Genomic DNA, 12,529 nt, shown 5'->3' with positions numbered 1-12,529 from the left:
GTCCTAATATTGATTTGTAAGTAATCTAGCGCATAACAAGTGGTCAATCAATGGGTAAGTAACGAGTTGTGCGAAACGTTTTTGGTAGTGCTTCATAGTACGCCTTGAGTATAAATCTACGAATGAATCTGACTTATTCACAATCTGTGTGCGAATTCTAGACAGAAAAACCTTATAAAAATGAGTGGTTAGTAACAAAAGTTGACAAACTATAGATGGGTGTTTATTGTTTACGCAAATTAGTTAGTAACAAAAAGTTATATACCCAGGAAGGGCGTGTAGAAGGGCACCTAATGACCACCAAACTATTTTCTTCCCGCATCATTCAAAGCGCTTTGGATTTTGATGTTTACAAAGTCAATATGATGAGCGCAGTAACAGCGCTTTACCCTGATGCGATGGTGTCATACAAGTTTATTGTGCGTAGCGAGGAAGATCTCTCTGAACTGCTACCAGAGGTAAAAGCAGAAGTTCTTAAACTGCAAGACATTCAATTTACGCAAGAAGAAATCGAATATATTAAGCGTGTCGCGCCTTACCTGAATCCTGATTTTGTTGATGCATTGCGCCATTTCCGGTTTAACCCGCAAAGTGATGTCTCTTTCCATAATAAAGCCATGGCTGATGGCTCAAGCCAGTTACGCATTACTATCAATGGTTTGTGGCGAGATACTATTTTGTACGAAACGATCATCATGAGTATCGTGTCTGAAGTTCGTAGCCGTCAGCGTTGGTCTGATATCCCTGTAGCGCAATTTACCACCGTTTTAGAAGAGAAAGTTCGGTACCTAAAATCCGAACTAAAACGTCGTAACATCACTAACTTTAAGTTTTCTGATATGTCGACGCGTCGACGTTTTTCCTTTCAAGCTCAGCGCACCATGCTGGAGTTCTTGTGCCAGGAAGTGCCGGAATGTTTGACAGGAACAAGCAACTACCACTTAGCAAAAGAACTGAATTTGACGCCTATCGGTACCGTTGCTCATGAATGGTTTATGGGCCATCAAGCTCTGGTGAATGTGCGAGATTCGCAAAAAGTGGCTTTGCAACGTTGGCAAAAAATGTTTAACGGTGCACTAGGTATTGCACTTACCGACACGATTGGTATTGATGCCTTCCTTAAAGACTTTGATGAAGAGCTAAGTAACGCGTATTTCGGTGTGCGTCACGATAGTGGTTGTCCTTATAGCTGGGGTGAAAAAATGATTGCACACTACCAGTCGCTTAATATAGACCCATTAACAAAAACACTGGTGTTTACCGACGGACTTAACTTCGAACAAGCGTTAGATATTTGCGAGTATTTCCAAGGACGTATTCAGGTGAGTTTTGGTATCGGTACTTTTCTTGCGAACGATATGGGTGATTATGTCAATAAAGAGGGTGAAGCCTACCAGCCACTTTCTATCGTGATCAAAATGGTCACGTGCAATGGTTCACCAGTCGCAAAAATCAGTGACGAGCCTGAGAAAGCCATGTGTGAAGATATCTTCTTTTTGATGAACCTCAAGCGCCGCTTCGAGCAACCTCTTGATTTAAACGAGTGTCGTAAACTGATTGATCGTCTAGAAACTGAAGGTCAAAACTATCTCATCGACGCGTAGGCGTTATCCCTCCTTCTTGATAAGCACCCTCTATCGTTACGACAAATTTATATAGACAAACGTAGAGGGTGATTTCGTTATAGTAATACGCAGAAGTAACCAGATACAGCGTAGGAAAGCACTCGAAAATGAGGTTGTTTTTTTGATGTGCTATGTGCCTATGATTGGTGTAAATCGATACGTTACAGCATCGTGGAAGGTGTATTTTCATCGGACACTAAACTCAGTCTAATCACGTAGTTTATTCCCATGTACCATGAGGTCACTCGGGTATAGACGTCTATCTGCTTTTATGACTTTGGGCTTCGCGTAATTGCTTGAATCAGGAGTCAAAATGAACCTAGTAGTACATTTGCAAAAGAAAGCGATCCGAAAATATGGCTATGAGATGGCCACTCGTCAAGCATGGAAATGTGGCATCAAGGCAAATCTTGTTAAGCGCGTGATCGGCCTTTTTAAAGGACAAATTGTTTGTGTGGTTGAAGGTTGTCGCGCAGAGTTTTCTTCTCCTCTTAATAACCCCCTTCACGAAGATGACAAGCAAGGGCGATATGTGTTTGTTGGCGGTGTATGCTGGGAACCAAACAACATTATTGCTCCTGGTTTTCCTGACTTTATGTTTATGCACGTGCGTAACCTGAGTCACCGTCATAAGTATTTAACGGATGACGAACTGTTTTTAAGCTTGGCTTAAAAATAAGCCTCATAGGTTAATCAAGCCTAACCATAATCAGTAATGATACGGTTTTAGCTTAGTTGACATTCTGTTGAGTGTTTCTTGACGTACCTTTTATAAAACAGTGTTTCTTTACTCGTTAATGACAGAGGGTTTGTTTTCGCCTGATGTGATTTCCTAATTGCGATTTACTATACCGCTCATCAAAGCAAACCATACTGGGATGTAAATCATGAATATGAAATCTATCGCAATTGCAACGGCAGTTGTTGCTGTACTAGCAGGCTGTAAAGACAAAACGCCACCAGCTCCAACCCAAGCAAACATTACTTTGGTTGAAGCGGTGACTGAAACTGTGAAAAATCCACACCAAGTATGTAAAGACGTGGTAGTAACGGAGCAAGTTGCTCCTACGGATGATAATAAAATAATTGGTACGGTCGGCGGCGCAGCAGCTGGCGCGGCATTGGGTAACCAAATCGGTGGCGGCTCAGGTAAAGTGATTGCAACTGCAGCTGGTACGATCGCTGGTGCGTTAACGGGTCGTAAGATTCAGGAGAACGTGCAACAAGGCGATGTAGTGACAACGACGAAAAAGCAGTGCCACACAGAATACACAACATCTGAAAAAGTAGTGGGTTACGATGTCACTTATGAAGTTTCAGGTGCGCCAACGACGGTTCGCTTAGCGAGCAAGCCTGCGACAAAAACGTTCCCAATTCAAGATGGCAAAGTTGTTCTTCCGCAATAACTAGCCTCTCAACTGAAGTGATTAACAAGCCCTTTTATCTTGAGATGAAAGGGCTTTTTCACATAAGCGGTGTTTTCATCTATTTTCCCGCGGGAATGTGCAGCCAGAATTACCAGCTAATTTCAGCGTTCGATACAATCACTTTTCGAAAAGTACGAACGGAAAAAGCATGGAAGATTTTTACCTGACCGATCGCGGTTTAGCTGGTTATTTCGAAGCGCAATGGTTCGACAAGTTCATCGAAGATAAGCAGATTGAGACGATAACCAGTCGCTCAAAACAAGTCCCACTCTCTTTTTTGTCATCACCTCACTGCTCCCAAGTTGCTGATTTTATTGCGCAGACGGCACTTGAGAGCGGCGTTCAGCCGTATTCCCTACTTGAGGTTGGCGCGGCGCTGGGAAGAAACTATTATGAGTTAGTGCAACGCTTACCTAACCTTAAAGAAGCGACGCTTGTGGAGCCTTCAAATAGGTTGATGGATGGCTTGAAGCAACTATTAATAGAAGAACAACGAGTCGAGCTAACTTATCTTCACGATGTGAACACCTTAAACGCTTTAGAGGTAGAGAATAGAGATATCGTACAGAAATGTGCTCATGTTGATTTGACGCTGATTAACCAACCTTTTGAGCACGATACTCTCCAGTCTAGCTTTGATTTAGTCGTATGTTTGAACGTGGTTGATCAATGTGAGTCGCCACTTAGCGTGATCAACGCTCTAAAAGAAGCCACCAAGGTTGGCGGGCTGATGGTTGTCTCTTGCACTTATCAGTGGAACGCGAAACACATCAAAAATGAAGAAGAAGCGGTCGATGATATCAAAGCGTACTTTGCTGAAGGTTGGCGTTTAGTATCGGAAGCCGATCATGAATATCGCATCCGGTTTAATGATCGTTTTGCAAGGCAGTTTTTATCTCATGTGGTCGCTTACATCAGAATGGATTAGAGCCACATAAAAAAACCGAGTACTTACGACTCGGTTTTTTTTAGTCTTTGAGATAGAGCGCGATTTTAAGTAACGTGCGCCTCTTTTTGTTCTCGCTCTTGCTGAGCTTGCAGCTTTTTCTTGCGACGCTCTCGTTTAGAAAGCCAAACCAGCGGCACAACAATCATTATTGTTCCTATCGCCATGAATATGTCTGGCACTTCTCCAAACCAGATTAATCCCACAAACACGGCACCAATTAAGCCACTGTATTCAGCGCTGGCAATTTTGTTGCTATCAATCGAGCGGTAAGCGATCACACATGTTGCCGCATAAATCATGATGAACAAACTTGAGCCAGCAGCGACAGGGAAAGCACTCCAGTCCCAAGGTTCCGCTTCGATCAGAACAAGTAAGAAAGCCACGGGAATACCTGCCAAGTTTGTCATTAATAGCGTTTGCATGACGGACTGATTTTTTGGCAGTTTTCTAATAAGCAAGTTATTGATTGCCAGGGTAATAGCCACAACTAAAGCCGAAATCGCTGCCCAGTCGATTTGATCTGGACGAATGATGACCAACACACCAGCAAAGCCCGTGATCGCAGCCGCGACCGATTGTTTAGACAGCTGTTCGCCAAAAAATATCGCGGCAAGCGGCAGCATGATTAATGGCGCGGCGTAGAAGATTGCGTTCGCAGTTGCGAGCGGTAAAGATGAAATCGCCAAAACCATAAATATAGCACCAAGCAACCACACGTGAGCGCGGACAGCATGCCATTTAAATCCTTCAAGAAAATGCGTCTTTTTTGTCAGCAAGCAGACAGGCAGTAGGAAAAGCACTGCGGAAATTTGTCGGAAAAAGACAAACTGAAAAATAGGCACTTCATTTCCGACACTTTTAATTAAAGAGTCCGAAAGCACCGCAATGAGATTCCCAACAATTAATAGCAGCATAGCTGCGCCGACCGATGTAACTTTCACTTATTTCCTCTCCTCTTTCTTTGCCAAAGAGTAGGTGATGTCATAGGATGAAGTGAAGTGATATTTATTAGTTTAAGTATGAGATTTTTAGATAATGAAGTTGCCACCACTCAGAGCGGTTCACTGTTTTGAATCTGTCGCTCGAAACTCTAGCTTTTCGCTTGCGGCTGAAGAGCTCAATGTGACGCAAAGTGCCGTTAGTCATCAGATACGATTATTGGAAGATTATTTGGGCGAGTCATTATTTATTCGTCAAGGAAGAAAGCTCTCTTTATCGGATACTGGTGCTCGTTTTTTAGAGGATATTAGCCCGGCAATTAGCTCTATTGCGATGGCCAGCCAAAAGGTGAGAGAAGGGGACAAAGGCAGCATACGTTTAGCGATTTATAGCTCGCTTGCCGTAAAGTGGCTTATTCCGCGTTTGTCTGATTTTAAGCGGTTACATCCGGAAATCGATCTGACACTCAATATGGTTGTTGGTGATCCTGAGCAGACAGATAGCGTTGGTGATTGCTTTATCACGGTAGAGAAGCCAAAGCGCAACTATATGTCGGTGAAGTTATACGCGGAAACGCTGTATCCGGTATGCAGCCATAAAATTTGGAAAGAGTTACAAGATCAACCCATTCCAGAAGCGCTTTGGCGATATCCTATTTTGTCGACAGATTCTATTTATCGTGAGAGAGGAAAAGACTGGGCAGAGTGGTGCAGAGCGGGTGGTTACACTTTGCCAAAAGATGTCGATGTTCAACATTTTAGTCATATGTTGTTGGCAATTGAGGCTGCACGTTATGACCAAGGCATCGCATTTGCGAATGATTTTATGCTCAATGAAAGAGATAAAGCGCATGATTTGGTGTATATCCCTTCTCATGGATTAGAGACGGGGGACAGCTTTTATTTTATTCATAAAAAGAGCCGAGCCAAGCAGGCGGAAATTATCAAACTCACTAATTGGTTGAAGCAACAGTGCTTGTAAAATGACTAAATTGTCATAATTAAGAAATAAAGTGGCAAAGTTGTGTTTAAATATTTCATGTTTTATTGAGTTTTTATTCAGTAACATCAACTTGGTTTTGAAACCGAGTGAAATGGATAGCATGACGTGCTTAAGGATGGGCAAAACACAACCTCAATAATTAACAGGCAGTGAAATACAATGTTAAAAAAAACATGGCTAATGACAGCCCTTCTAGCAACATGTTCTGTTGCAAACGCAGCTCCTTACGTTGGTGCATCGGTAGGTCAAGCATCGTTTGGTGATGTTAATGGCTCTATCAATGGTGGTGGTACTAACGCTAGCACTAAACTTAAACTTGAAGATGACTCAAGCCTTTCAGGCAAAGTATTCGGTGGTTACAAATTCAACGAATACATTTCTCTAGAAGCAGCCATTGGTGGCTACGATGCTTTAGACGGCAAAGTTGTTACTGTTGGTGATATGAAGTATTTATCGATTCAACCAAAAGCGACTCTACCTATTGGTGATCGTTTCAACCTTTTTGCTAAAGCTGGTCTTTCTTACTTCAATGCTGAATTCAAAATTAGCAACTCTGTGATTGACGGTAGCGCAGGCCATACCACCATTTCTGACAGCACTGTAACAGGCATGTACGGTTTAGGTGCAGAGTTCGCTATTACTGAAAACTTTGCTCTGCAAGTTGAATGGGAATACATGATGCCTGAGCTAGACATTGCGAAATTTGGCAATGAAAAAGTAACGGTTGATGCAGACATCAATGTGTTCTCTGTAGGTATGAGCTACCGTTTCTAAGAATACTTATTCAAGTTACCTCTTGGCTTAGTACACGTTTTTGACTTCTGTTGGTCGAGCTGAGTCCAAGCTTTGAATATGTTTAGATATAGCACAGGAAGTTTAGTTGCTAAGCGTCCTGTGCTATTTTTTTGCTTTGGAATAACTCTTAGGAATCTTTGTGAACGATGTCAATCTTAGGTATCTGGATCTACTGTTAAAGCACTTTGAACCTCATCAATATCACTTCGTTACGCTGTCTGAGCTTGAAGTGGTAATTTGTACGTCAAGGCGCAATGTTTCTATTGTGATGAAAAAGCTTGCCTCTTACGGTTGGGTAGATTGGAAACCTGCAATTGGCAGAAGTAACGCCAGTCGTCTGAACATTACTATTTCCCTTCAACAAGCGATGACCGAATTTTTGGTTGAGGAGCTTGGTCGGGGAAGAATGAACTCGATAACAAAACTTATCGATTGGTTCGGTCAAAGCGCTGTCAGGGCGCTGACGATTGCCTCTGAAAAAGTGAACCAGTTGAATGAGTCAAATAACGCTATTTTGATCTCCTCTTATCCTTGGGTGTCTAAGGTCGATCCTGCGAACACTTATCGTCATACTGAACTGCATGTGGCGAAAAGTGTTTATGATGTTTTGCTGACTCAAAATTCCAATGGTGGCATTGAGCCTTCGCTAGCACATGAGTGGAAAATGGAAGGCAATGTGATGACGTTATGGTTGAGACCTGGAATATATCGTCACGATGGTGAACTTCTCAGCATACAAGATGTTGTTTGGAGCATAGAAAGACTTAAGGAAATAAAAGGACCAGTACACGAGCTCTGGCAATGTATTGACAGTGTGATTGCCGAAACATCGAGCTGCTTAAAAATTACATTGAAACATCCGAACATGTTTTTTCCATACATGCTAGCCACTCCTCACGCTTCTATTCTTTGTCGAGATGTTGTTTCTTTCGGTTCTGGTTATTCTTACCACATAGGCACCGGACCATTTAAAATCAGTGGTTGGAACCAAGAGAGTATGCTTCTTCAAGCACACAAAGAATATTTTTCAGCGCGCGCATTGTTAGACCAAATTACGCTGTCTCATGGTAATGTTAAGACCTTGAATATGTTGAGTTTTAACCAAACCTCTGATCACGTTGAAGTGGAAAAAATCAGCGCATTTTCATATTTGACCTATCGGCAGCGCGCGGACTCTAATCTCGCAAAAGAAGACTGGCATCAACTCGCCGATTACATCAATGCGCAAAAGAGAATCTATGAGGCGCAAAGTGCCGTTGACAGCATTCAGTTAGCGACTCAAGATCAAGATTTACTAATCGCAGAGGCTGTTGTGACGCCTAAGCTACAGGGTAAAGTAGCGCTAGCCGAGCCAATCTGGACGATACCAAGTTTAATTCGTCACTCTGAGTGGTTGCACCGTGTGATTCGGGCGACGGGATTAGAGCTAGAGATCGTCATTATTGATGACATTAGTTTTCCTGAAGTCGTATCACATCGAGCGGACTTGCTCCTAATTGAAGAAGTCATGGAAGCGCCGTTTGAGTATGGCGTATTTGAGTGGCTATCGATAGCAACAGGTTTGCGTTTTAGTTTTGATCAAAGCCAGATGTTGCTCCATCGAGAAAACCTTCGCGAAGCCATGACAAATGCTCAATCTTTACAATCTCTTTTAGGCGTAGAAAAAGCGTTACGAGAGCAGTATCTTTATTTGCCTTTATTTGTTGGCTATGAAGAGGTGACAAAAACACAGCAAGTGCGCGGTGTTCAGGTGAAAAATACGGGTTATAGCGATTTGCATCGTCTCTGGATCGCTCACTCTAACTAGCATATTTCGATACGGTGAGCATAGAGTATGAATACATAAAGCCATCGCAATGATGGCTTTATGTGGAATGTAGAGTTAGAAGTTGTACGACACACTCGCACCAACAACCCATTGGTTTGCACTATCAACAATTGAGGAATCGCTGATACCGCTGCCTAGGCGAGTGTATTGTGTCATTTGGCTCACTTGCCAGTTATCGTTGATTGGCGTGACTAGCTTGTAGCCTAAACCATAGCTTACTGTTGAATCACCTTTGTACGCTTTGCGGTTTGCATTTGCTTCGCGTTGTTTTACGCCAAAGTAGTAATCTACGTAGTCTTCACTTTGATAAGTTAGGTTAGCAAAAGGAACAAAATCAACACTACCGAAGTTCATAATGTGGAAGTAAGTTGCGCCCGCTAAGTAACCTTTGTAAGCACCACTGATATCATGTTGAAGGTATGTTGAAATCACATTGTGTTGATCTAACGTAAAGTCAGTGTTCAAACCTAAATCGACAGCAAAGCGACGTTTATCCGTGCCTTTCAGGCTCTTTGCAATATCACCGTCACGCATGACACCACTGCCAACAAGGTAAGCACTCATGTTGATTAATTCATTGGTGTTACCGAAGAAGCGGTAGTTAATGCCACTTAGATCGGCGTTAAAGTCGTCACCATGGTAACCGCCATTTAGAATTGGAGCTGTATTGTATTTTTGATCTTTGAAAAGATCGCTGCCATGAGCCACTCCGACTTCCGCGTTCCAGCCACCTTCATTGTTGTAGATGTTACCGTTACGAATATAAGTATCACCAGCAACCGCTGAACCAGCAGCAGTCAGAGTTAGTAGTGCAATTAATGTCTTTTTCATCATTTTTCCGAGTTGTTCTGATTTGTTTTGAACACTGTACAAAATGAAGTTGTAAGCCTCTATCAGCAAAGCGTATGGAAATGTAATGAACCATCAGGATAAGAAGCGGAACGTAAGATCAGAGGAGGAAGATAAGAAAGGCAACCGCCGTCGATGGAAAGAAAAAATCCGAGCTGGGGTAGCTCGGATTTAGATTATTTATCAGGTATCGATACGAACTTATTGTTGTTTCGTTAAGTTGTATAACGGTGCTAGGTCACCTGTTACTTTTTCGCCATTCATGTCTAGTTTCATAAGTACATTTTCACCAACAAAGTATTGGTTTGGCGCATCTTCGTTTGTCAACGTTACGATGCTGCCGTTTGCATCCCAAGTGAACTGGCCTTCAGACTTTGACTGACCGTCTTCTTTGTCTTGGTAGCTTTCTTCAAGTACGTAAGTGCCATCTTGATTTAGTGTGATGGTCATGTCGATACCTGAACAATCCGCACATGGAAGCGTACCTTTGTATGTGCCGTTCCAGTCAAGGGCATTTTGTGCGTTATGCTCAGAGTCTACAAATGTTTCTTCAGTGATGACTTGTTCTTCTGCTACTGGCAGCGTGTCAATTGTCTCTGTAGTAACTTCTGCGCTAGTGGTGACTTCAGTTTCCGTCGCTTGAGGTACTTCAACTGCGCTTGTTTCGGCAGGTTTCTCATCTTGACAGCCTGCAAGAATGATTACCGCGCCTGTTAGTGCCAACATTGTTTTTTTCATTTTATCCCTCTTTAAATCAAGATTTTGTATGAGAGTAATAGTAGACATTTATCAGGTATTTGCGTCATCAAAAAGCAATAGAATGATCTATCTATGTCAATAAAACCGAATATGAGCATGAAATTGTCAGGAAAATCAGAACAATGTAAATGTTGATTGGGATATCAAGCTTGAGTCTACAAATAAATATCTAGAGGGGGGCAGAGATAGTGAAAACAGCCCACATTGCCGTGAGCTGTTTTATTAAATCAGTTAAGAGGCCTTATCGATGTTTGAACGTGAGGTGCTTCGTTTTGTGCTGTCTTCATCAGCGAATAAACCAGCAACAGTACGACGCTCTAATTCACCTTTCAAATGGCCATGCTCATCGACAACGGGCAGTGAGTATTCGCACGACATGGTTTCAGTCAATATTTGCTCAATTGCTGAATGGGGAGAGATGATAGGCACTTCTTCATAGATATCATCATCCCAGCTTGGGGGGTGAGCTAACTTCGTCGCGTCTAGTAACCCTTGTTGCGTTATCACGCCTTGATAGCCTGAATCGGTCACATGATAAGCATAATCACGTTTTACACGTTTCATCTCACTGAGCGCTTCTTCAATGGTTTTAGCGGCAATGCGATATGAAGGTGGCTGCATCACAGTCTCAACCGTCAATGCTCGCGCTCTATTGACGTCTTTTACAAAGGCTTCAACGTACTCATCGGCAGGATGCAGCAATATTTCGTCTGGTGAACCTTGTTGGACAAGCTCACCGTCTTTAAGGATCGCAATGCGATCGCCAAGGCGCAATGCTTCATCTAAGTCGTGAGTAATAAAAACAATCGTTTTGTGTAACTGCTGTTGCAGTTCTATTAACTGATCCTGCATTTCGCTCCGAATCAGTGGGTCCAGCGCTGAAAATGCCTCGTCCATTAACAGTATTTCGGCATTGGTTGCCAACGCTCGTGCGAGGCCTACGCGTTGCTGCTGACCACCTGATAGCTGAGCGGGGTATTGGTTCTCATAACCCGTTAATCCAACGGTATCCAACCATTCGTTTGCTTTTGATAAGCGCGCTTCTTTACTTATTCCTTGAATTTCCAAACCGTAAGCGATGTTGTTGATAACAGTGCGATGAGGCAGTAAGCCAAAACGTTGAAACACCATCGACATCTTATGACGACGAAACTGCTCTAACTCTTTGTTAGAAAGTTGCATGACATCTACCCCTTCCACCAAAATCTGTCCCATGGTTGGATCGATTAGGCGATTGAAGTGGCGAATCATGGTGGACTTTCCTGAACCGGATAAACCCATGATGACGAAAATCTCGCCCTTTTTAATTTGGAGGTTGATGTCTTTTAGCCCGACCGTGTGGCCCGTTTCCGCTAACACGTGTTCTTTACTATGTCCCAACTTGACGCGCTCAATCACGCTGTCGGGTTTGGGTCCGAAGATTTTATACAGACCGCTGATTTCGATAAGTGGACTAGTCATGCTTTAAATCTCCTAGATGGGCTTGAGTGCGTTTCGCATACGCTTGTGAAGCTCGGTCGAAAAGAATCGCTAGAGCGACAATGGCTAGACCATTTAAAAGACCAAGAGTGAAATATTGATTGGTAATCGACTTAAGAACGGGCTGGCCCAAACCTTTTACCCCAATCATCGATGCGATGACGACCATCGACAGTGCCATCATGATCGTTTGGTTGATTCCTGCCATGATGGTTGGCATTGCGAGCGGAAGTTGGACCCCAAAAAGTCGCTGTTTACTGCTGGCTCCAAATGCGGTTGCGGCTTCCAACACTTCTTTATCCACCAAACGAATACCCAAATTAGTTAAACGAATAACAGGTGGAATCGCGTAGATCACTACTGCGATGAGGCCAGGAATTTTCCCGATCCCGAGCAACATCACAACTGGGATGAGGTACACAAATGCCGGCATGGTCTGCATGACGTCGAGTAATGGTGTCACAACTGACTGAATACGATTAGAGCGCGCCATGGCGATGCCGATAGGGATCCCGAGTGTGATTGCCAGCATGGTACACACCGTGATAATACTGAGCGTGCGCATTGTGTCTTCCCACATGCCGAAGTAGCCAATCAGGATAAGTGAGCCAAAACATGCGATAGCCAGTTTCCAAGAGCGACTAGCGGCATAAACGAGGGCGGTGCAGACGCCTAAAACAACGACCCAAGGTGTTGAAATAAGCAGTTTTTCAAACCAGACAAGAAATGAAAGGAGCGGATCAAAGAGAGACTCGATAAGTTCACCATATTCACGAGAGAAATCTCGGTAGGCGCCATCGAGTGTTTTGCGAATCGCTCTAAGATCAGAGCGATCCATTTCTGGGAATTCGCTGAGCCAATTCGAGTCAGACATATT

Annotated in this window: 12 protein-coding genes; 7 read left to right on the top strand and 5 right to left on the bottom strand. The window is 43.2% G+C overall.

Going from position 1 to position 12,529, the window contains the following annotated elements:
* The first annotated feature begins 293 nt into the window (after positions 1-293).
* The 4 genes from pncB (at position 294) to R2S67_RS13435 (ending at position 3,980) form a co-directional block, all read left to right on the top strand.
* A complete protein-coding gene (gene pncB / locus R2S67_RS13450; RefSeq protein WP_074190011.1) occupies positions 294-1,604 on the top strand; it encodes a nicotinate phosphoribosyltransferase in 1,311 nt (436 codons plus the stop codon).
* A 334-nt stretch (positions 1,605-1,938) separates the two neighbouring features.
* Complete coding sequence (locus R2S67_RS13445; RefSeq protein ID WP_005373947.1) at positions 1,939-2,298, top strand: hypothetical protein; 360 nt, start codon at positions 1,939-1,941, stop codon at positions 2,296-2,298.
* 214 nt (positions 2,299-2,512) lie between these two features.
* Positions 2,513-3,031, top strand: coding sequence for a glycine zipper 2TM domain-containing protein (locus R2S67_RS13440; protein WP_005392659.1), 519 nt, complete (start codon positions 2,513-2,515; stop codon positions 3,029-3,031).
* A 169-nt stretch (positions 3,032-3,200) separates the two neighbouring features.
* Positions 3,201-3,980, top strand: coding sequence for a methyltransferase domain-containing protein (locus R2S67_RS13435; protein WP_268844528.1), 780 nt, complete (start codon positions 3,201-3,203; stop codon positions 3,978-3,980).
* A 65-nt stretch (positions 3,981-4,045) separates the two neighbouring features.
* Here the strand turns inward: R2S67_RS13435 and R2S67_RS13430 are convergent, their stop codons facing one another.
* Complete coding sequence (locus tag R2S67_RS13430; RefSeq protein ID WP_317344984.1) at positions 4,046-4,942, bottom strand: DMT family transporter; 897 nt, start codon at positions 4,940-4,942, stop codon at positions 4,046-4,048.
* 94 nt (positions 4,943-5,036) lie between these two features.
* Between R2S67_RS13430 and R2S67_RS13425 the strand changes: the two genes are divergently transcribed.
* From R2S67_RS13425 to R2S67_RS13415, 3 genes are all read left to right on the top strand, one after another.
* Positions 5,037-5,921, top strand: coding sequence for a LysR family transcriptional regulator (locus R2S67_RS13425; protein WP_301658744.1), 885 nt, complete (start codon positions 5,037-5,039; stop codon positions 5,919-5,921).
* Positions 5,922-6,101: 180 nt separating this feature from the next.
* A complete protein-coding gene (locus R2S67_RS13420) occupies positions 6,102-6,716 on the top strand; it encodes an outer membrane beta-barrel protein (RefSeq protein WP_301658368.1) in 615 nt (204 codons plus the stop codon).
* Positions 6,717-6,876: 160 nt separating this feature from the next.
* Positions 6,877-8,544, top strand: a complete 1,668-nt coding sequence (locus R2S67_RS13415; protein ID WP_124007507.1) for an ABC transporter substrate-binding protein — start codon at positions 6,877-6,879, stop codon at positions 8,542-8,544.
* A 75-nt stretch (positions 8,545-8,619) separates the two neighbouring features.
* On the opposite strand, the gene ompV is transcribed toward R2S67_RS13415, so the two are convergent.
* The 4 genes from ompV to R2S67_RS13395 form a co-directional block, all read right to left on the bottom strand.
* Positions 8,620-9,396, bottom strand: coding sequence for an outer membrane protein OmpV (gene ompV, locus R2S67_RS13410; RefSeq protein WP_301658745.1), 777 nt, complete (start codon positions 9,394-9,396; stop codon positions 8,620-8,622).
* 219 nt (positions 9,397-9,615) lie between these two features.
* Positions 9,616-10,152 carry a copper resistance protein NlpE gene (locus R2S67_RS13405; RefSeq protein WP_046873821.1) on the bottom strand — a complete coding sequence of 179 codons (537 nt, stop codon included), beginning with the start codon at positions 10,150-10,152 and terminating at the stop codon, positions 9,616-9,618.
* Positions 10,153-10,404: 252 nt separating this feature from the next.
* A complete protein-coding gene (locus R2S67_RS13400) occupies positions 10,405-11,634 on the bottom strand; it encodes a glycine betaine/L-proline ABC transporter ATP-binding protein (RefSeq protein WP_258669792.1) in 1,230 nt (409 codons plus the stop codon).
* Complete coding sequence (locus tag R2S67_RS13395; RefSeq protein WP_046873819.1) at positions 11,627-12,526, bottom strand: ABC transporter permease; 900 nt, start codon at positions 12,524-12,526, stop codon at positions 11,627-11,629. Before R2S67_RS13395 ends, R2S67_RS13400 begins: the two co-directional genes overlap by 8 nt.
* Positions 12,527-12,529: the final 3 nt, after the last annotated feature.

This window comes from Vibrio sp. T13N (assembly GCF_032970445.1).
In the GTDB taxonomy this organism is placed as follows: Bacteria; Pseudomonadota; Gammaproteobacteria; order Enterobacterales; family Vibrionaceae; genus Vibrio; species Vibrio diabolicus.
The sequence above is the reverse complement of the archived record's forward strand: the minus strand, read 5'-3'. Positions and strand labels throughout refer to the sequence as shown.

Coding starts and splice junctions, on each gene's coding strand:
- R2S67_RS13440 (WP_005392659.1), top strand. CDS start 2,513: ATGAATATGAAATCTATCGCAATTGCAACGGCAGTTGTTGCTGTACTA.
- R2S67_RS13420 (WP_301658368.1), top strand. CDS start 6,102: ATGTTAAAAAAAACATGGCTAATGACAGCCCTTCTAGCAACATGTTCT.
- pncB (WP_074190011.1), top strand. CDS start 294: ATGACCACCAAACTATTTTCTTCCCGCATCATTCAAAGCGCTTTGGAT.
- R2S67_RS13445 (WP_005373947.1), top strand. CDS start 1,939: ATGAACCTAGTAGTACATTTGCAAAAGAAAGCGATCCGAAAATATGGC.
- R2S67_RS13405 (WP_046873821.1), bottom strand. CDS start 10,152: ATGAAAAAAACAATGTTGGCACTAACAGGCGCGGTAATCATTCTTGCA.
- R2S67_RS13425 (WP_301658744.1), top strand. CDS start 5,037: ATGAAGTTGCCACCACTCAGAGCGGTTCACTGTTTTGAATCTGTCGCT.
- R2S67_RS13395 (WP_046873819.1), bottom strand. CDS start 12,526: ATGTCTGACTCGAATTGGCTCAGCGAATTCCCAGAAATGGATCGCTCT.
- R2S67_RS13435 (WP_268844528.1), top strand. CDS start 3,201: ATGGAAGATTTTTACCTGACCGATCGCGGTTTAGCTGGTTATTTCGAA.
- ompV (WP_301658745.1), bottom strand. CDS start 9,396: ATGAAAAAGACATTAATTGCACTACTAACTCTGACTGCTGCTGGTTCA.
- R2S67_RS13400 (WP_258669792.1), bottom strand. CDS start 11,634: ATGACTAGTCCACTTATCGAAATCAGCGGTCTGTATAAAATCTTCGGA.